The sequence below is a fragment of the Pseudidiomarina sp. CB1 genome, assembly GCF_024752025.1.
Classification (GTDB): domain Bacteria; phylum Pseudomonadota; class Gammaproteobacteria; order Enterobacterales; family Alteromonadaceae; genus Pseudidiomarina.
The window spans coordinates 482156-504572 of sequence record NZ_JANTPU010000001.1 but is presented as its reverse complement, the minus strand read 5'-3'; the positions used below and the strand labels follow the sequence as shown (position 1 = coordinate 504572).

The 22417-nt window shown below is 48.8% G+C and carries 19 protein-coding genes; 9 read left to right on the top strand and 10 right to left on the bottom strand.

The features are described from left to right. The first annotated feature begins 17 nt into the window (after window positions 1–17). From NV375_RS02355 to NV375_RS02345, 3 genes are read left to right on the top strand one after another with little or no spacing between them, the layout of a single operon-like run. On the top strand, window positions 18–1694 hold the full coding sequence (locus NV375_RS02355; RefSeq protein ID WP_258806808.1) for a carbon starvation protein A: 1677 nt from the start codon (window positions 18–20) through the stop codon (window positions 1692–1694). Then, complete coding sequence (locus tag NV375_RS02350) at window positions 1675–1947, top strand: cory-CC-star protein (RefSeq protein ID WP_258806807.1); 273 nt, start codon at window positions 1675–1677, stop codon at window positions 1945–1947. Before NV375_RS02355 ends, NV375_RS02350 begins: the two co-directional genes overlap by 20 nt. Beyond that, complete coding sequence (locus NV375_RS02345) at window positions 1947–2975, top strand: ArsA family ATPase (protein WP_258806806.1); 1029 nt, start codon at window positions 1947–1949, stop codon at window positions 2973–2975. The genes NV375_RS02350 and NV375_RS02345 overlap by 1 nt, the downstream gene beginning before the upstream one ends. Before the next feature lie 9 nt (window positions 2976–2984). Here the strand turns inward: NV375_RS02345 and NV375_RS02340 are convergent, their stop codons facing one another. Genes NV375_RS02340 through NV375_RS02330 form a run of 3 tightly spaced genes read right to left on the bottom strand, consistent with a single transcriptional unit; the run spans window position 2985 to window position 5412 of the window. Beyond that, complete coding sequence (locus NV375_RS02340; protein ID WP_258806805.1) at window positions 2985–3587, bottom strand: YqaA family protein; 603 nt, start codon at window positions 3585–3587, stop codon at window positions 2985–2987. After that, window positions 3584–4936, bottom strand: a complete 1353-nt coding sequence (locus NV375_RS02335) for a M28 family metallopeptidase (RefSeq protein WP_258807937.1) — start codon at window positions 4934–4936, stop codon at window positions 3584–3586. Before NV375_RS02335 ends, NV375_RS02340 begins: the two co-directional genes overlap by 4 nt. Before the next feature lie 23 nt (window positions 4937–4959). Beyond that, complete coding sequence (locus tag NV375_RS02330; protein ID WP_258806804.1) at window positions 4960–5412, bottom strand: hypothetical protein; 453 nt, start codon at window positions 5410–5412, stop codon at window positions 4960–4962. A gap of 123 nt (window positions 5413–5535) precedes the next feature. On the opposite strand from NV375_RS02330, the gene NV375_RS02325 reads away from it, so the two are divergent. The 3 genes from NV375_RS02325 to NV375_RS02315 are packed head-to-tail and all read left to right on the top strand — an operon-like array spanning window position 5536 to window position 10376. After that, window positions 5536–6684: an efflux RND transporter periplasmic adaptor subunit gene (locus tag NV375_RS02325; RefSeq protein WP_258806803.1), complete on the top strand. Its 1149-nt coding sequence runs from the start codon at window positions 5536–5538 to the stop codon at window positions 6682–6684. 3 nt (window positions 6685–6687) lie between these two features. Beyond that, a complete protein-coding gene (locus NV375_RS02320; protein WP_258806802.1) occupies window positions 6688–9795 on the top strand; it encodes an efflux RND transporter permease subunit in 3108 nt (1035 codons plus the stop codon). 17 nt (window positions 9796–9812) lie between these two features. Continuing rightward, a complete protein-coding gene (locus tag NV375_RS02315; RefSeq protein ID WP_258806801.1) occupies window positions 9813–10376 on the top strand; it encodes a DUF2937 family protein in 564 nt (187 codons plus the stop codon). Here the strand turns inward: NV375_RS02315 and NV375_RS02310 are convergent. The 5 genes from NV375_RS02310 to NV375_RS02290 all read right to left on the bottom strand — a co-directional run bounded on the left by NV375_RS02310 (window position 10351) and on the right by NV375_RS02290 (window position 14709). After that, complete coding sequence (locus NV375_RS02310) at window positions 10351–10701, bottom strand: hypothetical protein (protein WP_258806800.1); 351 nt, start codon at window positions 10699–10701, stop codon at window positions 10351–10353. The genes NV375_RS02315 and NV375_RS02310 overlap by 26 nt on opposite strands. A 49-nt stretch (window positions 10702–10750) precedes the next feature. Then, the gene (locus NV375_RS02305; protein ID WP_258806799.1) at window positions 10751–11308 is read right to left on the bottom strand and encodes a YgjV family protein; all 558 of its coding nucleotides are present in this window, start codon (window positions 11306–11308) and stop codon (window positions 10751–10753) included. 91 nt (window positions 11309–11399) lie between these two features. Next, window positions 11400–13064, bottom strand: a complete 1665-nt coding sequence (locus NV375_RS02300; protein WP_258806798.1) for a M28 family metallopeptidase — start codon at window positions 13062–13064, stop codon at window positions 11400–11402. After that, a complete protein-coding gene (locus NV375_RS02295; RefSeq protein ID WP_258806797.1) occupies window positions 13061–13579 on the bottom strand; it encodes a DUF192 domain-containing protein in 519 nt (172 codons plus the stop codon). The genes NV375_RS02300 and NV375_RS02295 overlap by 4 nt, the downstream gene beginning before the upstream one ends. Before the next feature lie 155 nt (window positions 13580–13734). After that, window positions 13735–14709, bottom strand: a complete 975-nt coding sequence (locus NV375_RS02290; protein WP_258806796.1) for a DUF4382 domain-containing protein — start codon at window positions 14707–14709, stop codon at window positions 13735–13737. A gap of 288 nt (window positions 14710–14997) precedes the next feature. Here NV375_RS02290 and yvcK point away from each other — a divergent pair, with 288 nt between their 5' ends. Both yvcK and NV375_RS02280 read left to right on the top strand, forming a co-directional pair. Beyond that, complete coding sequence (gene yvcK, locus NV375_RS02285) at window positions 14998–15918, top strand: uridine diphosphate-N-acetylglucosamine-binding protein YvcK (RefSeq protein ID WP_126770185.1); 921 nt, start codon at window positions 14998–15000, stop codon at window positions 15916–15918. Window positions 15919–15932: 14 nt separating this feature from the next. Continuing rightward, entirely contained in the window at window positions 15933–18617 is a 2685-nt protein-coding gene (locus NV375_RS02280; protein WP_258806795.1) for a M14 family metallopeptidase, read from the top strand. Here the strand turns inward: NV375_RS02280 and dcd are convergent. Together dcd and apbC are read right to left on the bottom strand one after the other, a co-directional pair. Beyond that, window positions 18614–19204, bottom strand: a complete 591-nt coding sequence (dcd, locus tag NV375_RS02275; RefSeq protein ID WP_126770182.1) for a dCTP deaminase — start codon at window positions 19202–19204, stop codon at window positions 18614–18616. The genes NV375_RS02280 and dcd overlap by 4 nt on opposite strands. Next, entirely contained in the window at window positions 19195–20403 is a 1209-nt protein-coding gene (gene apbC / locus NV375_RS02270) for an iron-sulfur cluster carrier protein ApbC (protein WP_258806794.1), read from the bottom strand. The genes dcd and apbC overlap by 10 nt, the downstream gene beginning before the upstream one ends. On the opposite strand from apbC, the gene metG reads away from it, so the two are divergent. After that, a complete protein-coding gene (gene metG, locus NV375_RS02265; RefSeq protein WP_258806793.1) occupies window positions 20372–22414 on the top strand; it encodes a methionine--tRNA ligase in 2043 nt (680 codons plus the stop codon). The two genes, apbC and metG, sit on opposite strands and share 32 nt — an antisense overlap. Window positions 22415–22417: the final 3 nt, after the last annotated feature.

Sequence of the window (22417 nt, the reverse complement as noted above, 5' to 3'; positions counted from 1 at the left end):
AACCAAAAAGGTGTCACATGAACGCTATTTTACTGATGTTACTCGGTTTAGGCGGTATGTTTCTCGGTTATGTCTTTTACTCCAAATTCGTAGCCGAAAAGATCTATAAGCTCGATCCGAATTTTCGCACTCCAGCCCATGAGTTTGAAGACGGCGTCGATTTTGTTCCCACCAATAAATACGTTCTTTGGGGACACCACTTTACGTCTGTTGCGGGCGCGGCACCCATTATTGGCCCAGCTATTGCGGTGATTTGGGGTTGGGTTCCGGCATTTTTGTGGGTGATTTTCGGTACTATCTTTTTCGCCGGAGTACATGACGCTGGAGCTATTTGGGCATCCAATCGTAACCGCGCACGCTCGATCGGTGCGTTAACTGGCGATGTGGTGGGTAAACGTTCGCAATCCTTATTTATGATCGTCATCTTCTTGGTCTTACTGATGGTCAATGCGGTCTTCGCTACGGCGATTTCTGGATTACTGATTAATTTTCCAAGCTCGGTTATTCCGGTTTGGGGCGCTATTTTTGTCGCACTCATTATTGGTCAATTTATTTTCCGCAAATGGCTCAACTTGGGTACGGTCTCTATTCTTGGTGTCATTGCCCTTTATGCTTTAATTGTCGCTGGCCCTGAAGCACCACTCGCACTGCCAGAGACGATAATGGGGTTATCAGATAATGCTACGTGGATTCTTATCCTCTTCTTGTACGCAGCGATTGCTTCATTGTTGCCGGTGTGGATGTTGTTGCAACCACGCGATTACATTAACGGCCTACAATTATTCATTGGCCTGATTCTTATTTACGGCGCCGTCCTGATTAGTGGACCTGAGTTGGTAGCGCCCGCGTTCAACTCAGACACTCCTGAAGGCACTCCGTCATTGATCCCGTTGTTGTTCGTTACCATTGCTTGTGGAGCCATTTCTGGCTTTCATGGTTTGGTCGCTTCGGGAACAACTTCGAAGCAACTCGATAAAGAAACAGATGCGCGTTTTGTTGGCTACTTCGGTGCAATTGGTGAGGGCTCGTTATCGTTGGCCACCATCATTGCGGTCACAGCAGGCTTTGCAACACTTGCCGATTGGCAAGCGGTCTATCATAGCTTTGGGCAAGGTGGGGTTACCGCGTTTGTCTCTGGCGGCGCACGTATTCTGCAAGAGGGCCTTGGCTTTAATGTCGGTATCGCGGAGACGTTGCTAACGGTAATGGCAGTTCTCTTCGCGGGAACCACCATGGATACCGGTTTACGCTTACAGCGTTATATCTTCCAAGAATGGGGGGCAATTTATAATATTCAGTGGATGGAAAAGGCCGCGCCGGCTACCCTACTCGCTGTCGGTTCATGCTTACTGCTTGCCTTTGGTGCAGGTGGTGCTGATGGTTCTGGTGGTCTAGCGATCTGGCCGCTATTTGGTACCACTAATCAACTATTGGCGGGCCTAACGCTGTTGGTTATCACAACGATGTTGGTGAAACTCAAACGGCCAATGTATGTAACCTTGTTGCCGTTAATATTCTTATTGGTCATGACTATCTTTGCCCTGATCATTCAGCTTAAAGGCTTCTATGAAGCGTCCGACTGGTTCTTATTCAGTCTTGATTTGTTGGTGCTGATCGCCGCAATCTGGATTGCTCTGGAGGCTGGTTCTACCTTAAATCGGTTACGTAAAGAAAATGCGAATTCAAGCCATTAAAGGTTGGCTGGCTCAGGCCAGCCAATTTGTCAACGAGTACTATAATGCGCCCTACCGCGCTGCGGTGGCGCGTGCAAAGCGTGAGCAAGAGGATTTGTTCATGCTCTACGTGTACTCAGAAATGATGGGAATTCCAAATCCAGCAAGTTATTACACGCTTGAGCTGCAGCCACTCTTATTGGAACAATTCCATGAGTGGCACTTGCGCATGGGAATGGAGCACTCGCCTTTTGACGAGTTTCGGTGCTGTTAATGACCAGTGACCTTTTGCACGCGCCACCAGCAGTCATTTTTGTCGGTGGCAAAGGTGGCGTCGGCAAAACCTCTATTGCTGCCTCTTTGGCACTCTACCACGCCAACCATGGTCGCAAGACGCTCGTGGTATCGACTGATCCTGCACACAGCTTAAGTGATGCGTTTGCGCAACCTGTGGGCGCAGAAATAGCCTCGATAACCGCCAATTTAGATGCTTTAGAAATTGATCCCGATCGTCAGGTAGAACAGCACATTGCTGATGTATTAGCAGGCATGAAAAGCCTTGTGAAACCAACGCTCTACCCACAAATTGAAAAGCAATTAAAGCTCACCGCACAGTCGCCCGGTACACAAGAAGCAGCGATCCTCGAGAGCATTGCGCAACTCATCGATGAGCGCGAGCAACGCGGCTATGACTTAATTATTTTTGACACTGCACCCACCGGCCACACGCTACGATTACTTACGTTACCTGAGGCAATGTCAGCATGGACCCAAGGAATGCTGCAAACTTCAGATAAAGCGCGACAGTTGCAAGGAGTGGTAGATCACTTATCATCATCTCGTCAACGCGCGCCGCAACATCCATTAGCAGAGCCTAAACAGCACGATGTATCTGAGCTTTCCGAACGTAATCAAGCTATTGCTGCACGCCTACGCCGCCGTCAGCAGCTTTTTCAACGCACCCGCGATAGCATTAAAGATCCGCAACAAACTGCCATTGCCCTCGTTTTGACCCCGGAAAAGCTGCCGATTCTGGAAACAGAACGCGCGGTGCGTCAATTAACAGAGCAAGGTTTACCGCTCGCAGGACTATGGATTAATCGCAACCTTCCCGAACACGTCGAAGGTGAATTTATGGCATTACGGCGGCAACAAGAAGAGCTCTATCGCGAGCAAATTAAAACAGTATTCGCAAAGATACCAGGCGCCTTTCTACCGTTGTTTGCGCGTGATTTGGATGGTATTTCAGGCTTGCAGCAACTAATTGAGGCCATCGCTGACAACCCGTTACAATCTTTGTGATGGCTAACATCACACAAAAATAACGATTAAATAAACTGCGATGCCCGCTACTAAAACGCTCCACCCGAGGCGTTTCTGCTGCTTTTGCCACCAAGCGAGAATTCGCTCGCCAAGCCAATTTACTAATACCGCCAAGCCATAGTAGCGAATGCCGCGGGCGATAAGTGCTGCAAACATAAACAATAAAAATGGATAGCCAGTGCTACCAGCGGTTAGCATCCCGACCTGGAATGGAATCGGCGTGATCCCAACCAGCAGTAACGTTACAAAGCCATCTGCATTAAATTCGGCTTTGAATTCATTAAAGGCATCTTGATAATTCATTGTTTCGAGCAACCATTGGCCTGCAGTATCGAATAAAAACAGCCCAATACCATAACCGATACTGGCGCCGACCAAACAGCCAGCAAGGGTCGCCGACGCAATCGCAAACCAGCGCTCTCGTTCGTGCAGTAGTAAAGGGATGAGCACTAATTCAAGGGGAATGGGAATGATCGTCGCTTCCAACATCGAAAGCACAAATATCATCCACAATACATGCTTCGATTCTAAAGTACGCTCAAGCCACTTGTTGGCTTGAGCGTTGTTACTTTTAGGTGGTTCCTGAATCATTCACCGAAGGCCCCAGCAGGTCCGGGGAACACGACGGGACTCTCAAAGCCGTCTTGGCTTACGCTAGCGACGCCAAAGAAATAATTATCGATAACGATGTTCTCGAGGGTGTACTCCGTCACCTTGCCAACATCACGACTGAACTCCCAATTAGGAGCATCCGTGTGACGCCAATAGATGCGATAACCAGCCACTAAATCAGCTTCGGCATTACTCGGTGCTTGCCATGACAATGTGGTGTTCGGGCTAACAGCACCTTTGATTTGCACGTCTGCCGGTGGACTTGGAGCCCACGCCATACTTGCCAACGAAACAGCGTTAAGTGCGGTAAGCTTAGCTGCATAATCGAAGTCAACCCCATCCAAGGTATCACCGTACTGGATACCGTTTTCCACGCGTAAGTCTTGGTGTTGGCGATGATAATTCTCGTTGGTTTCCATAATACGCACGCCTGGATAGCCTAAGTCATTGAATGGCCGGTGGTGTCCGCCACGACCGAAACGGTCAAGGCGATAAATGACCATGGTATCGAGGTTCGGGATATAACGATCGGCCATCCAATCGATATAACGCGCCACGTTACGGCTTGGCGAGTCGACTTCACCACCGGTAAAACGTCGACGGCGGGCATCGGACTCCGTTTCATTCATGCGGGTACCTTCGGCAAAAATACGTGCCGTGGTATTGTTCACGACACCATTGATACCTTCGATGTTGCCGATCATGTCGTTGTTCAACACGGCTTTGATACGCCAGCCATCCTTTTGTGCTTGCTCGGCCATAATTTTGCCGCCGAATAAGCCCTGCTCTTCGCCAGCCAATGCTGCGTAAACAATGCTGCCGGCAAATTCATATTGGCTAAGTACACGGGCAGCCTCGAGCGTGCCAGCCACACCCGAAGCATTGTCATTGGCGCCCGGAGCGTCGGAGGTTGCGTCCATCACATCAGAAACACGTGAATCGATATCGCCGGACATAATCACGTAGCGACTCGGGTCAACTGTGCCGCGCTGCACCGCAATAACGCTGACCACTTCAGTAGGTTTAGGAATACGCGTTTCCCCACTGATGACCTCGCTCTGGTAATAAACCTCCAAGCAACCACCACAAGCTTCTGAAATTCGATCAAACTCAGCTTTGATCCAACGTCTTGCTGCGCCAATGCCACGAGTATCAGACGCTGTTTCTGATAACGTGTGCCGCGTTCCAAAACTGACAAGTTTGGTGATGTCCTGTTCGATACGTTCAGGCGATACCGCCGCAGCGATCTCGTGAAGTTTTTCCTGCTCTTGGTAGCTAGGGTTTGCGGCAAAAACAGCACTACAAGCAACGGTGCTAAGTAATGCCATAGAGATACTTAACTTCATACTATCTACCCCTTTGTAGCCCTACAGTCGTCAGGGCTAAAGCGAAAATGAAAAATCTTTAATTCGTTTTGATCTAAATACTGGAATTCGATGAAGTCAGCGCGTTCTCGGTAGAAGGCTAAATTTTCATCATTGCAGTATGCATTGCGCAACTGTGGCTCGACTTGTTGTGCAATCTCAGCTTCATCGTGATTAAAGCGATCAACACTGACGAGGCTGTAGTAGAAACGCATACCATAATTTACCACTTCAGCGCGCTCAAAACGCGTTTGACGATCTAAAAGACGAGGTAAATCACGGTTTAGCTGACCCGATAGTTCAAGAAGCTCGGTATATTGCGCATTGCGCTCGCGAGATCCCTTCTCAGTCGAAGAGCCCTGCCACCACCAAATAGCGAGTAAACCGAGACAGAAAACGGCAATTCCAGCAATTAAACTCTTACGAAAGGTCGATGACATAAACTTTTACCAATATGTGAACGTAAACCCAATAAAAATGTGATCCGTACTTACAAACATTCATGTATGTATGTATAATTGAGCACCTAAACTACGCACCCTAAATGTATGAGGTAGATTTTAATGCGTCAACGTACCCTATCACCGATTGCGGCAACTGTCTTGGCTAGCGCCCTATTTGTCAGTGGCTGCAGCGATAGTAACGAAGGTGCTGCACAGCAACAGCAAGCACAACAACAGCAAACAGTGGGTGTCGTTACGATACAACCCGAAAATGTCGAGTTACAGGTGACTTTGCCTGGTCGTGCTACGGCGTTTCGTACTGCTGAGGTGCGACCGCAAGTTGGCGGTATTTTAGAACAGAAGTTTTTTACTGAAGGAAGTACCGTTGAAGCCGGACAATCACTCTACCAGATTGATGCATCGACTTATCAAGCGGACTTAAGCGCTGCCGATGCTGCTGTTGCTCAAGCTGAAGCGACGCTGGCTGCAAGTCGTGCCCGATTCAATCGTTTGCAGGATCTTTTGCAACAAAAAGCGGTTAGCCAACAAGAATATGATGAAGCAGAAGCATCCTATCTACAGGCGAAAGCTGCGCTTAAAGTAGCACTCGCTGAGCAAGAGCGTGCCCAGCTGAATCTTGAATATACTAAGGTAAAGGCGCCAATTAGTGGAAGAATCGGTCGCTCGCTCCTGACCGAGGGAGCGCTTGTAAGTGTTGGTCAAACGCAAGCTTTGACAACAATTCATCAACTCGATCCAATTTATGTCGATATTCAACAAGGCAGCGAAGCCTACTTACAATTACAGCAGTCGATTGCCTCGGGCCGCATCACTATGGCGGCGGACAATCAACCGCGTGTGCGTTTATTTGCTAACGGTAGCGACGAAGTCTTGGCTGAAGGTAAATTGTTGTTTAACGAGGTGACTGTCGATCCAACCACGAGCGCAATTACCTTGCGTGCACAATTTGCCAATCCAGAACGCCGTATTTTACCTGGCATGTACGTGACGGCCGAAGTTGCCTCAGGTTCCTTGCAGGATGCCCTTTTAGTACCGCAAACCGGAGTTTCACGCGATCCTCGGGGCCGTGCCATCGCTATGGTCGTCAATCAAGAGAGTAAAGTTGAACAGCGTTACCTAGAGCTAGACGGCACCAGTGGCGATGCGTGGATTGTCCGTAGCGGTCTCGCCGCTGGTGACCAAGTGATTGTTGAGGGGCTGCAGAAAATTCAGCCTGGAGCGCCAGTGAAAACGGAAGAAGTGAAGTAACTTATGGCCAAGTTTTTTATTGATCGCCCAATTTTTGCATGGGTAATAGCCATTATTATTATGCTCGGTGGCGGGCTAGCGGTGACGCAGCTACCGGTCGAACAATACCCAGAAATTGCGCCACCGTCGGTGCAAATCAACGCCACTTACCCTGGGGCAACAGCAGAAACACTGGAAGAAAGTGTCACTCAGGTGATTGAACAAAACCTGAATGGTATTGATAACTTAATGTACTTTTCGTCAACCAGTGATTCGGCAGGTAATGCCAGTATCACGCTGACATTTGCGGCGGGAACCGACCCCGACATTGCCCAAGTGCAAGTACAAAATAAGTTGCAATTAGTGGTGCCATTGTTGCCGCAGGCTGTGCAGGACCAGGGTTTAGTGGTGGCCAAGGCCAATAACTCGTTTCTGATGGTTCTGGCCCTGATTTCGAATAATCCTGAAATTAATCAAATCGACCTTGGTGATTACATCGCAAGTAACGTGCAAGACCCTATTGCACGAACACCTGGTGTTGGCAACGTGCGACTATTTGGTGCCCCTTACGCCATGCGTATCTGGCTCGATCCGCAAAAACTTACCCGCTATAACCTGACGACGACTGACGTTGTTTTGGCGCTGCGCGAGCAAAATAATCAAGTAGCAGCGGGACAATTGGGCGGTACGCCAGCAGTTGAAGGTCAGCGCTTAACCTCTTCGATTATTGCGCAAACAAGGCTCGAAACGGTTGACCAATTCAAGAACATCCTGCTGAAAGTCAATAACGACGGCTCGGCAGTTAAAGTTGGTGACGTTGCCGAAGTCGAGCTCGGTGGTGAGAATTATTCCACGATTGCCCGTTATAATCGCCAAGCTGCCTCTGGTCTTGCCGTAAACCTAGCGACCGGAGCTAATGCGCTCGATACTGCAGCAGCGGTAAAAGAGCGCGTCGCTGAACTTGAGCAATTCTTTCCGCCGGGTGTGGAACTGGTGATTCCTTATGACACCACGCCATTTGTCGAAACTTCAATTACCGAAGTCGTAAAGATTCTCTTTGAAGCCTTTGTATTAGTTTTCTTACTGATGTTACTGTTCCTGCAAAACTTGCGGGCAACGCTGATCCCAACACTCGCTATTCCCGTGGTGGTGCTCGGCACCTTTGGCATCATGTCTGCCTTTGGTTTCAGTATTAATACGCTTACCATGTTCGGTTTAGTGCTCGCCATCGGCCTGTTGGTGGATGACGCCATTGTCGTTGTCGAGAACGTTGAACGTTTGATGCATGACGAAGGCTTGTCACCACGCAAAGCAACGATAAAATCGATGGGTCAAATCACCGGCGCATTGGTCGCCATCGGCTTGGTGATGGCAGCAGTATTTGTGCCGATGGCCTTCTTTGGGGGCTCAACGGGCGCAGTTTATCGACAGTTCTCGATTACCATCATTTCGGCGATGAGTCTATCGGTGATGGTAGCGATCATCTTCAGCCCTGCCCTTTGTGCAACGCTGCTTAAGCCTATTGATGACGAGAAAAAGAACAAAGGCATCATGGGTAGCTTTAATCGCGGCTTAAACCGCGTCACTGCCAAGTACACTAATGGTGTTGGTAGTATCATTAAGCGCAGTGCGCGTTTTATCGTGTTGTACATGATTCTTCTCGCGGTATTGGCATTTATGTTCTTACGCATGCCGAGCTCGTTCATCCCGAATGAAGACCGTGGCGTATTCCTTACACAAATGCAGCTGCCTGCTGGGGCAACCCAAGATCAGTCGATGCAGACGATGAAGAAAATCGAGAATTACTTTCTTGATGAAGCCCCAGGTATTCGCTCGGTGTTTTCGGTGGTCGGTTTTAGTTTTAGTGGACAGGGTCAGAACGCAGGTCTAGCGTTCGTGCGCATGACAGACTGGTCCGAACGTACCACGCCCGAACTACAGATCGAAGCTATTATTGGCCAAGCTATGGGTTACTTTAGCCAGATTCGCGAAGCCATGATCTTCTCGTTTAACCTGCCTTCGATCCCTTCTTTGGGTAATGCCAGTGGCTTTAATCTTTATATTCAGGACCGTGGTGGTTTAGGTCACGAAGGCCTACTGCAAGCTCGGAATCAACTGTTGGGTATGGCAGCACAAAACCCTGACGTGGTTGGTGTCCGACCCAATGGTTTAGAAGATACGTCACAGTTCAAAATCAATGTCGACTTTCAAAAAGCCAAAGCTTTAGGACTGTCAATTGAACAGATTAATGCCACCTTAGCCAATGGCTTTGGTTCAACCTATGTGAATGACTTCATTGACCGGGGGCGCGTGAAAAAGGTTTATGTTCAAGGTGTCGCCGAGAGTCGAATGACGCCAGAGGACCTCAACCAATGGTACGTGCGCAATGACCAAGGTGAAATGGTACCGTTTTCAGCCTTTGCGACGTCGAGTTGGACGTTTGGTCCACAGCGGTTAGAACGCTACAACGGCGTACCCGCCATGAATATTCAGGGCGAGGCTGCTCCCGGCAAGTCATCAGGTGATGCAATGATGGCGATGGAAGCGATGATTAATGAACTTCCTGACGGTGTCGGCTATGAATGGAGCGGCATTTCCCTCGAAGAAAAGATTTCAGGAAACCAAGCCCCGTTGCTTTATGCGCTGTCGCTGTTGATTGTGTTCTTATGTTTGTCAGCACTCTATGAAAGTTGGTCGATTCCATTCTCGGTCATGTTAGTCGTTCCACTAGGTGTGCTTGGTGCTGTGATTGCGGCAACCATGCGCGGTTTAGAAAACGACGTGTACTTTCAAGTCGGCCTGTTAACGACCGTTGGTGTTTCGGCGCGAAATGCGATTCTTATTGTTGAGTTTGCCAAGGACTTGCAAGCCCAAGGCAAAGAGTTATTAACCGCAACGCTTGAAGCTGTGCGTTTGCGCTTGCGCCCGATTCTTATGACCTCCTTAGCGTTCACCTTCGGGGTATTGCCATTAGCTTTATCAACGGGCGCTGGAGCGGTTAGCCGGCAAGCGATTGGTACCGGGGTTATCGGCGGTATGATCGGCGGCACAATTTTGGCGATTTTCTTTGTGCCGTTGTTATTCTATATCGTACGTCGCACCTTCCCACCTAAGGTACGCGAAGAAGACTAGGCTGATAAGCCATCATCATGCTAAGGTTATCTCAAGCCATTGAGGTAACCTTAGTCATGATTTATCGCTATTTTATTCTCATCATTGCCGCTGCGGCGCTCCTACTGGGTATACAAGCACCTAATCTGCTCAACCAATATCAACAACGTCTTGCTGCGCAATACGCTGAGGCGATGGTCTATTATGAAGATTATCAAGCTCTTGCCGATCGTTACTACGATGGTGATTTGGAGCGTTTAATCGATGCACACCGAGCAAGCTCCGAAGCTGCTTTTCGGGAAGAAGCAGCAATTATTGAGAAGTTAGTCACGCGCGTCGCCCTCTTCGAACAACAAACGCGTCTTCACCAGCAAAGTTACCCTGCCCAACTTTGGGCATTGATTTGGCAACACAATGAAGAGTTACTTGACGGCACAATCAAGGAATACAGCTTCAACGTGCCATTAAACCAGCGGGCGTTAGCCACTGGAGCATTATTTGCGCTGGCGATTGCGGTTCTTACCGATGTGCTATGGGCGGCGCTTAAAAGATTGTTTTCACGCCGCCGTATTACAACTAACGTGAGTGGTCGTCGTCTTTAACCGTATACTCGCCGTCAATAACTGAGCTATCATTTTGGTCGCGACGCTGCTGGCGTTGCTGTTGATAGCGTTGTTGTGCATCGCGTTGTGCTTGTTGGGCAGCTTTTTTGAATTGCCACATCTGCTTCAATTCGCGACGTTTTCGCCACATCACCGGTAACAGTAAAATCCAACCAACCAATAAAAACAGCAGGCCGAGCCCAAGCGCCAAGATCAAGAAAAAACCAAACACCAACCAACTGAAGATAACGACCAGCGGATTGGCACCAGGTTGCGGTTTCATTTTTTCTTGCCATTGACGAATGTATATAAGCATAGTTTTCACGTCTTCTACTTCGGAACTTACTAGTTACTATTGTGGCGGCAAGGACAAATTACAAGCGTTGTAGCCGTCTATCCTGTAACAATTTAAGAATAATGCTTGAAAGATTTACGATGTTAAACACAGTTCCCGATACGCTCCCCACAATGATGGCGTAGGCTAAACCAAGTAATTCTGCCAAAATGAACCAGCGGCGAATCAAATCAGGATCGTTTAACTTTATCGAGCCAACCGTGAAGATGATCGACGACGCATACGCAATCCAAATCGACCAGTGACTCGGTTGTTCCGAAAACTCGATTTGAAAGCCGTCGGCAAAATGTAATGCGGTGATCGGAAATTGCCATTCCACAATAAGAAAGAAAATATGCAGAGCGACAAAACTCCACAGCACGATAGGCCCCTGCCAGCGCAGCGCAATAAAATTTCTTAATACGGCTATGCCCGTGACGATTCCCCCAGCGATGGCATCGAGCATGAAGAAGTGAATCGACAAAGCTGCCAACGCTATGGCTGACACCACCCGATAGCGATCCGCCGTCGGCTGCCGGTAAGCAATAAAATTCGTAATTAAGGCAATAACACCAAATAGTTCAGCTGTGTAACTCAACACCGTTTGTCCTTCTCAGGTTTTCCGTAACCATAAAAAACGGCGGCAACTGGTTAAAGTCGCCGCCGTTGCTTAACCAATACCGTATAGTTTACTGGCGTTCGCTGGCAGTTTCATCCCGAATTGCACGGAATTCATTGCCCGCATACCAATTCGGCCACGCCTCAGAATTAGCTAACTCATTGCCAATCCAATAGTAGAGCCAAAGGTCCTGCTGAACACCACGCAAATCCCACTCTGGGTCATATTCATCAGCGGGTTTATGGTAAGCGACCTGAACGTACTCGGCGCGTTTTTCTTTACCATAGGCTTCACCGTGTTCAACGTGATCGTTACCGCCCTTGGCATACAGCATAGGTACGCCTTTTTTCGCCAAGTTAAAGTGATCTGAACGATAAAAAGAACCAGCTTCAGGGGTTGGCTCTGGAGCGACGTAGCGATCCTGTTGTTCAACATACTTCGCTAGGTATTCTTCTAATTCAGAGTTTCCGTGGCCAACGACAACCATGTCACGCATAGGTCCATACACATTCAGCACATCCATATTCACGCCGGCAACTGCTTTACCAAGTGGTAACATCGGGTTGTTGGCGTACCACTGAGAACCCAGTAGGCCACGCTCTTCAGCTGTAACTAGGATAAAGACAACTGACCGCTCCGGTTGTGGCTGGCTGGCAAAAAATTCAGCGATAGCCATAACACCCGCTGTACCCGTTGCATTGTCCTGAGCACCGTTATAAATCTGGTCATCGCTTGCAATCGGGTTCATTCCCATGTGATCCCAATGCGCCATATAAATCACATGTTCTTCAGGCTTAGTTTTGCCTTCAATGTAACCGATCAAATTAGGCGAATTAAGATACTCAAAATCAGTTTGCACGCTTACCGACATCGCTGTTTCTAACGCTACTGGCGAAAAATCTGCTTGCTGAGCGCGCTCGCGCATCTCGGCATAAGACGAGCCTACCCGTGCAAACAACTTATCTGCGGCCTCAGTCGTGATCCAACCTTCAATTTCAGTGCGGTCCATGTTTTTGTTTTCCCGCGCCAAATCAAAGCGCACTGGAGAACCGCCAGCGATCACGCCCCAGCCATACCCCGCAGGACCGGTCTCATGAATAACGATAATACCTGCAGCGCCCTGTCGAGACGCCTCTTCAAACTTGTAGGTCCAGCGGCCGTAATAAGTCATCGCCTTGCCGTTAAAGACTTCAGGATCACCGGAATCATAACCTGGGTCATTGACCAAAACGAGAACGGTTTTGCCTTCAACGTCGAGCCCTTCGTAATCATTCCAACCGTATTCCGGAGCGACAATCCCATAGCCAGCAAAGACCATTTCGCTATCAGTAAGTGCAACCTCTTCTTGCACTCGAGGTGACCAAGCCATCATGTCTTGCTTGTAGGCAAACTCACCCAGATCATTATTTGAGAACGACATATTAGACACGCTATACGGTGTCATTTTGACCAAAGGAACTTGTTGCTGGTAGTTGTTTTCTTCTTGGTTATAGGGCTTAAGGCCCCAACTACGAAACTTTTCTTCGACTAAAGCCACAGTCAGCTCTTCGCCTTTACTCGCTGGTGCACGACCTTCAAACTCATCTGAGCTTAAGGTTGCTAAGTAATCGCGGTAATTTTCGTTGAAACTATAAGGATCAACGTCCACTTGTGGTGACGTGGTTGTTTCAGGCTCACTGGCTGGGCTACATGCCACAATAAGCAGGCTTGCGGCCAGTACCGAAAGCTTTTTCATCGGTTGCTCTCCTGTTGTTTACATTGTTGTAGTTGGGTTCCGACGGTGATGTCATATTCATTGAAATACCCCGCATTCATCTCTAACGCCGACCAATAATTAGCATTAGGTCGATAGGATGGACAGTTGCGAGAGTTCTTGCTGGTACAAGGTTGCATCGTGAAGGTCTTCACAACACGTAGATTTTGATCAAGATAGGCGATGTCCAATGGAATTTTCGTGTTGTGCATCCAGAATCCTGAGTAGCCAGGACGTTCACTGTCGTACACAAACCACATGCCTTGATGTTCAGCTAGTTGTTCGCGATGCATAAGTCCGCGAGCTCTTTTCGCAAAAGTATCTGCGATTTCGACTTGCATTACCGGTTGCGCGCGATCAGCGACGCAGAGCTGAGTACTTTCATAGCTACACTGTTGTTCGGCGCCGGTACCGCATTCTTCTTGCGCGCTAGCGACATGACTAAAGGTAACCAAACACACTGCGATAAGATTAAGCAGAACTTTCTTCTCTTGCATACTGCATCACTTAAGTTCGAGAAAAGATGGGCTAAGTATGGCCCGATTAGCATCGAAAAAAAAGCCATAGCCGCAGAAAACCAAAAAAGCCCCTTGCGGGGCTTTAAATTGGAGAACAAAGTGATAAACATGCACTAACTAAAGTGTCAGCGCGTTTATCCAGAGATGTCTACAGTCGTCACCGCACCATCTCCATCAACGCTAACATTTACAGATCCATTAAATGTTAGGTCATCGTCTGCCTCAGGATCGTCATCCGTTTGGCAGCTCCACGCAGCGGAGTAATCACCTGCCGCTACGTAACCGACAGAAAAGGTGTAGGCAGAAACACCATCAAAGTACACCGCTGCAACGGCATACGGTTGATGGGTCTCTGCCCCACCCACATCTGCCAGGGAGGCAATCTCTAAGTCACTTCCCTCATAGAGATACACCACAGCCACTGGCTCAGACACGTCGCTTGGTGCGACTGTGCAAGAATTAGTGATTAACAGTTCTTCAGCAAGCGTCCCTTCAATATGTCCAATAGAGAGGTTATTGACGAGCCGCACGCCTCTAGGCTTGAGGAAGTATCCTTCAATACCGACTGGGTCAACCATCGCCTGACGCAAGTCAAACTCGACGGTGTAAGCAGCATTGCCATTAATGTCGAGTGTCAAACTATCGAACTTAAGCTCGTTAGAGGGAACCTGCAAAGGCAACTGTTGATCGCCTACTTGTACATAGGAACCTTCGGCCATCACTAAACGAAGTTGGCCATAAGTGCCTGGCTCTACTTCAATGCCTTCAATCAAGCTTGCTGAGTCGGAACCGGTATAGCTCAGTAGATCCACACCGTAGGTATTTGGAATCGTGTCGCCGTTCTCATCCTTACAGACATCATTGCTTTCAACGGTGTTATCGGTATCACCGATGGTAAAAGTCTGAGTTCCTTGACCATTTCCCACAAGTTCAACGGCATTGAAACATGCAACTACGGCATCAGCGTTATCTACCGGAGCGTCACTTACACCAAGCGAAAAACGCGCCATTTGGGCTTCGTCGCTGCTATCTGAAGAGCCGCCACAAGCTGTTAAGGCTAAAGCAACACCGGTAACAATTAAACTACGAGATAAACATTTATTAAACATCGTTCTATACCTCATGTAATATGTGATGAATGTTATACGAACCTATTCCGTAAATGAAATGGTAAAAACACCCTTTACACGCCATTTACAGTGCAAACGATTTCTACCGTCGTTTCGTAAGCAAATTTTAGTCCCTTATAAGGAATAGTTTAGGTGTTTTGCAAAGAACTAACAAAAAGCGCCCGCTTTAAATTAAAGGCTGAGGGTCAGAATAATTGCGTAAATGAACTCTGCGACATAAAGTAGCAAGCACACAACAAACGCACTCAACCATTCAGGGAACCGCGCATGCACTCCAGCGAGAAAAAAGACGCATCTACCGACTTAGAGCGTTTGACAAAAGTCACAGCCATCGGCGGAGGTCATGGCTTGGGGCGCGTTCTTGCGAGTCTACGATTTCTAGAGCGACGTCTGGTTGGTATCGTCGCGACCACTGACAATGGTGGCGCGAGTGGTTTGCTACGCCGTTCACAAAAGACCATAGCTTGGGGGGATATCCGCAACTGCTTGTCGCAACTGGTTGATCAGCCTCTTGCCGCCGATGTTCTTAACTACAGGTTTACCGATGACCCGCAGCTCGAAGGACACAACTTTGGCAACTTACTCCTCCACACATTAAATCAAATAAGTGCTCGTCCGCTTGATGGCATTCAGTTATTAAGCCGATTGTTAAACGTCAACACCCGATTGCTTCCGATGTCCGAAACACCCGTTGACCTTGTGGCGGACACGCACGAAGGACTCGAATGCTTCGGCGAATTACTGGTTGACCAACTGCACCATATGCCAAGCCATTTGCGTTTATCTAACCGCGTATCTGCGACGCCAGAGGCGCTACGACATTTACGCCGTAGTGAACTTATTATTATTGGACCAGGAAGTTTCCTCACCTCAATCATGCCACCGTTACTCGTCGATGGTATCGTGGAGGCTATCGAAACCAGCCCTGCCCCAGTGATTTTTATTGATAATCTGTTACCCGAGCACAGCCCTGCAGGTGAACTTTGTTTGAGCGAACGACTAAAATGGTTTGAGCGCGCTCTCGGTCGTCAAATTATTGATCTCGTTATCACTAACCATGCAGACTCGGCACTCAGTTTGCCACACATAAATAGTATCCAAGCGGATAGCACTGCGCCGCAGCGGCATGACCAGGTGAGCTTGCAGCAAGCACTAAATCGCGCATTAAAAATACTAACAACAGCATAAAGAAGGTTCTTATCATGAAGTTAAAGCATCTCTCTGCCGCACTTCTTCTGTGTCTGGCAGCACCCTTGGCGCAGTCCGATCCACTCCCTGCAGATAGTGAAACGAGCAGTCTCGGTTTAGCGGTCAATTATCAAAATTCACCCGTCAACTTAACCGAAGTTTTGGGTTATCCCATTGGCAGTAAAATATCGAGCCCAGCAGCCATTTACGAGGCGTTTCAAGCACTTGAATCCGCACATCCACAACAAGTCGAGATTGTTCATTACGGTCAAACGTGGGAAGGCCGCCCGCTGTACTATGTCGCGATTAGTAATGCTGAAAACACTAATAATCTAACTGAGTTTCGCGACGGCATGCGAGCTTTAGCCAACCCGCAAGAGACCAGTGCAAATGAAGCCGAAAAGCTCATTGCCGAGTTGCCGAGTAGTATTTGGCTTTCTTATGGTGTGCATGGTAATGAAATTTCGTCACCAGAGGCCGCGCTGCTAACTGCTTGGCATTTGTTGGCAGCGGCAGATACAGCGACGCAACAGTGGCTCGACAATACCATCGTATTTATCGACCCAGTTCAAAACCCTGACGGTCGGGCGCGTTTCGTTAGTCGTTACTACATGACTGCAGGCATGGAGCATAGCAGTGACCGAATTTCAGCTGAACACAACGAACCATGGCCAAGTGGCCGTAGCAACCATTACTTATTCGATCTTAACCGCGACTGGCTGGCTTTAACGCAGCCTGAAGTAGCTGGGCAAGTCGACGCATTACTCGACACCTATCCCCTTATTTTTGTCGACTTGCACGAAATGGGCGGCGACCAAAGCTATTATTTCACCCCTGAAGCGCGGCCATACAATCCATTAATCGCCAAGAGCCAACGCGAATCGCTGTGGCGTATTGGCGAGAACAATGGCCGCTGGTTCGACGAACATGGCTACGATTACTTCACCCGAGAAATTTTTGATGCCTTTTACCCCGGTTATGGCGCCAGTTGGCCACTCTATCACGGCACTTTAGCAATGACCTACGAAATGGCATCAGCTCGTGGCCATAAATTCCGCACCAAAGATGGCACTATTCTGACCTACGGTGACGGTGTGCAACGGCACTTTGTCGCCTCGTTAGCGACCATTGAAACCGCGAGCCGTGAACGTAAACGCTTACTGGAGAATTTCTGGAACTATCGACAGCAGGCAATTGCTGACGGTAAGGCGAGCGACGAGCGTTTTATTTACATTGATGCCAAACGTGATCGTGCCGGTGTTCATCGACTCGCCGGCTTGCTTACGCAGCATGGCGTAAATGTTCAACAAAGTAACCAAGCGTTTAGCGCCTGTGGCAGTGATTTTGCCGCGGGCAGCTTAGTCATCGACAGTGCGCAGCCGGCGCATTATATGATTCGTACGCTGCTGGATGAACAAGTAAATATGGCGCAAGACTTTCTTGACGAACAAGAGCGGCTACGAGCTAATAATTTACCCGACCAAATCTACGACGTCACCGCTTGGTCTTTACCGTTAATGTTCAATTTGCCACAACAACGCTGTCAGCGCGCTCCGCGTACCGACTTGCAAGTCGCCAGCAGCGCCACTCTCGTACCGGGAGAGTTAACAAATGCCGATGCGAAAGTTGGCTTTTTAGCAACATGGGGTGATATGAATGGCGCCCGCTTGCTGGCTGCAGCCTTGCGCGAAGGCCTGAGCGTTAAGCAGAGTGACCTCGCTTTTACGCTTAAATCTGGTGAACGTTACCCTGCAGGTTCGTTAATCTTTACGCGTGCAGACAACGACTCTAGCCTGGTCGAGCAACTGACAGAACTTGCTGCAGAAACTGGCGCGACAATTAGCGGTGTCGACTCAAGTTGGATTGTTGACGGACCTAACTTTGGTTCCAATAACGTTCAGCAAGTGCACGCTCCGCGTATCGCCATGGCATGGGATGAGCCATTTAGTAGCTTAAACGCAGGCCATACACGCTTTGTGATTGAACGTCAGTTGGGCTATCCAGTCACTGCGATTCGCGCCGCGCAATTGCGTCGTGCCGACCTCAGCCAGTACCAAGTGCTGTTACTACCAGCGAGTTATGGCAACATCGCCGACGCATTGGGCGAAGATGGTGCCAACAATCTGAAAGGCTGGGTTGAGCGTGGTGGAGTGCTTATCACAATGGGCACAAGTTCAGCTTGGGCAGTGCAGAACGACTTACTAGCGAGTGCGCTTGAAAGTGCGAACAAGGACGCGCAAGTTGAAGTTCACAAAGAAGCGCGCGTCGATGGTTTACTATTAGAGTCTACTGAACATTTGCACGACTACATCAATGGTGCAACAACCGACCCTTACTGGACTTCTGGTGTTATTACCAAGCTCAACGTTGACCAAGAGCACTGGCTTACGGCCGGGGTTCCAAAAAACGTGAACAGCATCACGGTGGGAAATCAGATTTTTCGTCCTTTAACGATCAATAAAGGTCGCAACCTGCTTACCTATGCGTCAGCTGATGAGGTATTGGCGAGTGGTTACCTTTGGGCAGAAAACAAGCAGCAATTGGCGCATAAACCGTATCTTATGTGGCAGCCACGTGGACGTGGAATGGTAATCAGTTTCACCCAAGAGCCTACGTATCGTGCGTACCTCGACGGATTAACGATCACCCTAGCCAACGCAATCTTTGCCGGGGCATCGCACGCACGACCGCTTCGTTAATCCTTATCGTCGGCGCTAATGCGTGAAGCAACAGCGCCACGTTGATCTTTGTATTTCGCATCCTTACGTTTACTGTAAGGGTGCGCACAAGGCTCATCAAGCAACTCAAAGCTCAGTGCACCTATCTTCATATGCGGTCGCAATGCCAAAGGTAGCTTACCGCTATTAAAGAATTCCAAAACAATTTGTCCTGACCAACCTGGATCGATACGATGTGCCGTTACATGCACCATCAATCCCAGCCGCGCCAGAGACGAACGCCCGTCGAGCCAACCCACCATATCTGCTGGCAAGGTCACACTCTCATGCGTTACCGCCAAGGCGAATTCACCTGGGTGGATAAAAAACGCCTGTTCCGGCTGTAACACGATAGGGTCACTCATGATTTGGTGAATCGCACTTTCAATCGCTTCGCGCGGACCGCTGATATCGATGTAGGGTGCGGCGTGGTCTTCCAACACGCGAAACTCATTGCCCAGATGGATGTCGACAGTGACCCCACTGATATCTTCTGCTTTGGGCCGTGGTTCGATGGCAATTCTTTGTGCATCTAAGTAGCTGACAATTTGCCGATCCGTTAGGCGCATTTTGTTTTCTCCTGCAAATAAAGCTGACCCGCTATAGCCGCAGCCATAGCTCTAATAGGTTGATTTAATTCATGTTCAGGCTCAGACACTAGTAACGGTGCGCCGTTATCCAAAGCCTCGCGCACTGCACTCGCCAGAGGTAAGCGCGCTAGCAGCGGAACGTCGTAGCTCTGTGCAACACGTTGGCCACCATCGCGACCGAAAATAGCTTCTTCGAAACCACAGTTTGGACAATGGTAGTAGCTCATGTTTTCGACCAAACCGGTTAATGGAATACCCATCTTACGAAACATCGCAATGCCCTTTTCGGCATCCGCCAAAGCAACATTTTGCGGAGTGGTAACAACTACGGCACCGGTTATCGGCATTTTTTGTGCGAGAGTTAGCTGGATATCACCGGTGCCGGGCGGCATATCAACAACCAAGTAATCGAGCCGTGGCCACTGACTGTCGCGAAACAGTTGTTGTAACGCGGCACTAGCCATAGGTCCCCGCCAGATAGCAGCTTCTTTGGCGTCCGCCAAATACCCCATTGAACTTACGTGAACACCATGGCGTAGATGAGGAATAAGTTTGTTCTGCGGTGACATCGCTTGCTTTTCATCAGCACCGCCCAGCATCGTTGGCAACGAAGGGCCGTAAACATCAGCGTCCAGCATACCAACAACCGCACCGGTTTCCGCCAATGCTAACGCTAACTGTACCGCTACTGATGATTTTCCTACGCCACCCTTGCCGGATGAAACGACTATGACGTTTCCGTATACCAACGGCAGGTCAGGTTGTGAGTTTTGCAGTTTTTCAATTGTACATCGCACACTAACCGTGTACCCAGAAAAACAATCTTCGTTGGCGAGATCTTGCAGCAACCGTTCATGCGCAGCAAAAGGCAAATTCAAGATGATTCGGTCACCTTCTTTCAGCCACCAATCATCAGGTACCGGCTGTTGCCAGCTGGGCAGACGAAATGCTCGCAGTCTGGCACGCTGTTCGTCGGTAAAGTGCGCATCAGCAGGCGCAGGTTTTTGCGACTCTGATTTCTTCCAGAACATAACTTCTCCAAACACGCGTTTATGCCGCATGATACGGTGACTGTTGGTGGATTGCCAGCACTGTTTCAGGTACACTTTTACAACTTTCAAATGGGTAGTTAGACGGACGAATTCGATGACAACAACACCGCGTAAGATTTTGGTCACCAATGCGCTTCCTTATGCCAACGGGCCAATTCATATTGGTCATATGCTTGGTTATATCCAAGCCGATATTTGGGTACGTTTTCAAAAGATGCGAGGCCATGAGTGCCACTACATGTGTGCCGATGATGCGCATGGTACGCCGATCATGTTGAAAGCTCAGCAATTGGGGATTGAGCCAGAACAAATGATCGCCGATATGAATCGCGCGCATCAGGCCGACTTTAGCGATTTTAATGTCGCTTTCGACCACTACTACTCAACCCATAGTCCCGAGAACCAAGAACTTGCGGAGCTTATTTACACACGTTTACGCGACGCTGGTCACATCAAAACCAAAACCATTTCGCAGTTGTATGATCCAACTAAAGAAATGTTTTTACCTGACCGTTTCGTGAAAGGCGAATGCCCAAAATGTGGTGCAGCGGACCAGTACGGTGATAATTGCGATGTTTGCGGTGCCACATACGCACCGACCGAACTTAAGAATCCTACTTCAGCCGTCTCTGGTGCGACGCCTGAGCTGCGTGAATCAGAGCATTATTTCTTTGACTTGCCTGCCTTCGAAGACATGCTAAAGGCTTGGACTCGCTCCGGCTCACTGCAAGAAGAAATGGCAAACAAACTTAACGAATGGTTTGAAGCTGGCCTGCAGCGTTGGGACATTAGTCGCGACGCCCCCTACTTTGGTTTCGAAATCCCTGATGCCCCGGGCAAATATTTTTATGTCTGGCTGGATGCACCTATCGGTTACATGAGTAGTTTCAAGAACTATTGCGCGACGACTGGCAACGCGGATTTTGACAGCTACTGGCAACCAGAAAGCGATGCTGAGGTTTACCATTTTATCGGTAAAGATATTATTTATTTCCATAGTCTGTTCTGGCCAGCAATGCTTAAAGGGGCGAATTTCCGCCAACCTACTAATGTTTGGGCACACGGTTTCATCACCGTTAACGGCACCAAGATGTCGAAGTCAAAAGGCACGTTCATTATGGCGCGTACCTATTTGGAGCATCTTGACCCAGATTATTTACGCTATTACTTTGCCGCTAAACTGACGAGCAGAATTGATGACCTTGACCTCAATCTGACTGACTTTGCACAGCGGGTAAACAGCGATCTAGTGGGTAAGGTGGTCAACATTGCTAGCCGTTGCGCGGGCTTTATTCAGAAGAAGTTCGACGGTAAGTTAAAAGCCGACTTAACCGAAACAAAGCTACTCGAAGAATTTCAGGCAGCTGGTGACAGCATAGCTGAAGCCTTTGAAAAGCGTGAGTTTTCCCGTGCGATGCGCGATATTATGGCGCTTGCGGATAAAGCCAACTTTTACATTGCCGAAGAAGAGCCATGGCAGTTAATCAAAGACCCAGCCAACGCTGAACGCGTTCATGAAATTTGCTCCATTGGCATAAACTTGTTCCGCTTGCTGATGATTTATTTAACGCCCGTGGTTCCAGAGCTGGCGCAGCGAGTACAAGCTTTCTTGAATGAAGACTTCAACTGGGACAGCCATCGCTCGGTATTGAAAGAACACGCCATAGCGCCTTTCAAGGCCCTCTTGCAACGTATTGATATGGATAACGTAACTAAAATGATTGATGCCTCTAAAGAAGCTAATGCCGCCAATCAGCCGGCAGCAGCAAGCAGCACTGCAAATGACGAGCTGAGCAAAGACCCTATCGCCGCAGAAATTAATTTTGATGATTTTGCCAAGGTCGATCTTCGTGTCGCACGCATTGCGAACGCCGAACACGTAGAAGGTGCCGACAAACTACTGAAATTGACGCTCGATCTTGGCGGTGAAACGCGCCAAGTATTCGCCGGCATAAAATCAGCCTACGACCCTGAGAGTTTGATCGGGCAACATACGGTGATGGTCGCCAACCTTGCACCACGTAAAATGCGCTTTGGTATGTCCGAAGGTATGGTGCTTGCGGCAGGTCCTGGCGGCAAGGATATCTTTATTTTGAATCCGCACGATGGCGCTCAGCCAGGCATGCGAGTAAGTTAAACG

Bases quoted from the DNA above. Each gene is read 5' to 3' on its own strand.
- NV375_RS02355 (WP_258806808.1), top strand. From the start codon at position 18: ATGAACGCTATTTTACTGATGTTACTCGGTTTAGGCGGTATGTTTCTC.
- NV375_RS02350 (WP_258806807.1), top strand. From the start codon at position 1,675: ATGCGAATTCAAGCCATTAAAGGTTGGCTGGCTCAGGCCAGCCAATTT.
- NV375_RS02345 (WP_258806806.1), top strand. From the start codon at position 1,947: ATGACCAGTGACCTTTTGCACGCGCCACCAGCAGTCATTTTTGTCGGT.
- NV375_RS02340 (WP_258806805.1), bottom strand. From the start codon at position 3,587: ATGATTCAGGAACCACCTAAAAGTAACAACGCTCAAGCCAACAAGTGG.
- NV375_RS02335 (WP_258807937.1), bottom strand. From the start codon at position 4,936: ATGGCATTACTTAGCACCGTTGCTTGTAGTGCTGTTTTTGCCGCAAAC.
- NV375_RS02330 (WP_258806804.1), bottom strand. From the start codon at position 5,412: ATGTCATCGACCTTTCGTAAGAGTTTAATTGCTGGAATTGCCGTTTTC.
- NV375_RS02325 (WP_258806803.1), top strand. From the start codon at position 5,536: ATGCGTCAACGTACCCTATCACCGATTGCGGCAACTGTCTTGGCTAGC.
- NV375_RS02320 (WP_258806802.1), top strand. From the start codon at position 6,688: ATGGCCAAGTTTTTTATTGATCGCCCAATTTTTGCATGGGTAATAGCC.
- NV375_RS02315 (WP_258806801.1), top strand. From the start codon at position 9,813: ATGCTAAGGTTATCTCAAGCCATTGAGGTAACCTTAGTCATGATTTAT.
- NV375_RS02300 (WP_258806798.1), bottom strand. From the start codon at position 13,064: ATGAAAAAGCTTTCGGTACTGGCCGCAAGCCTGCTTATTGTGGCATGT.
- NV375_RS02295 (WP_258806797.1), bottom strand. From the start codon at position 13,579: ATGCAAGAGAAGAAAGTTCTGCTTAATCTTATCGCAGTGTGTTTGGTT.
- NV375_RS02290 (WP_258806796.1), bottom strand. From the start codon at position 14,709: ATGTTTAATAAATGTTTATCTCGTAGTTTAATTGTTACCGGTGTTGCT.
- yvcK (WP_126770185.1), top strand. From the start codon at position 14,998: ATGCACTCCAGCGAGAAAAAAGACGCATCTACCGACTTAGAGCGTTTG.
- NV375_RS02280 (WP_258806795.1), top strand. From the start codon at position 15,933: ATGAAGTTAAAGCATCTCTCTGCCGCACTTCTTCTGTGTCTGGCAGCA.
- dcd (WP_126770182.1), bottom strand. From the start codon at position 19,204: ATGCGCCTAACGGATCGGCAAATTGTCAGCTACTTAGATGCACAAAGA.
- metG (WP_258806793.1), top strand. From the start codon at position 20,372: ATGACAACAACACCGCGTAAGATTTTGGTCACCAATGCGCTTCCTTAT.